This is a genomic window from Achromobacter sp. Marseille-Q0513 (assembly GCF_018195695.1).
In the GTDB taxonomy this organism is placed as follows: Bacteria; Pseudomonadota; Gammaproteobacteria; order Burkholderiales; family Burkholderiaceae_B; genus Achromobacter.
This window is the reverse complement of record NZ_JAGTJY010000384.1, coordinates 1-1,032: the sequence shown is the minus strand read 5'-3', so window position 1 is coordinate 1,032 and position 1,032 is coordinate 1. Positions and strand designations below refer to the sequence as shown.

1 pseudogene is annotated in these 1,032 nt (G+C 59.6%); it reads right to left on the bottom strand.

The features are described from left to right. Positions 1 to 1,032 (bottom strand): annotated as a pseudogene (locus KDH83_RS30810) (hypothetical protein); the annotation flags it as partial.

Genomic DNA, 1,032 nt, shown 5'->3' with positions numbered 1-1,032 from the left:
GAAGTGATCTCGTAGGTGCCGGGACGCAGGTGTCCATAGCGTGTCAGGAAGTCCTCCCGGGAGATCTCGCCATGACAGACCTGTGCGTACTCGTTGACGATGTTGCCAGTGATGGTGCGTATGCTGCGCTTGAACTCATCCAGGCGCTCCTGCCGCAAGCCATTGCGACGCACCGCAGAACGCAACAGCGCCTCGGCAATGAACGCATGCCTGGCAGCAACCGCGAATGGTTTTACGCCGAGACGGCGGCAGGCCTTCAACAAGTGACTGGCACGGACCAGGAAGGCATGCGGTTCCGCGTGATTCACATCAGTCAGCCGTAGCGCGTCCAGCTGTGCGGCGAGTTCCAGGGCCCGGTCCAGTGTGGAGTCCTGCTTCGGCCCGATCGCGTTTCTGGTCAGGATGCGCAGCGCCTGCGTGTACTGTTCACGTTCTGCGGTCGAGAGAATGTTTGGATAGCGCTCCGAGAAATCATGTTCGAAGCAGAAATCCAGGCATGTCGGAACGATGTCAAATTCAATCTTGTCGTGTAGTTCCGGGCAAGACTCCAGCCGGTTCATCCAGGCGCTCACGAGCTTGCCGCCCGTGTCGCGGTCCAGGCCCTCAGGCAGGAAAGAGTTGAAGCTCATCCGCACGTCAATATATGGATGGCTGTTGATGAGATACATGAGTTCGCCATCACCCAGCTCCTGGTAGCCCATCTCGGCGCGCGCTTCGCGCCAGGTGCTGCGGGTAATGAGCGTTCTATAGAGAGAAGATGACAGTGGTTGCGGCGTTGTGCCGATCAGCTCCGCTGGATTCCAATCGGGCATGATGGCCAGAATCGTCCGCTCGCCGACCACGCCTTCACGAGGCAGGGAGCATTCCTGGACAAAGCGCTCGACGAACTCCAGTTGTCGGGCGACGCGGCGTTCGGTAACGGGATGCCAGTGTCGGGCCCTAGCCATCCGGCGGACTTGGAACAGATAGAGTTTTCCCGTGCGATCCAGGCCGAATTCGATGTCCAGTGCGAGGCATGCGCACAGGGATTCC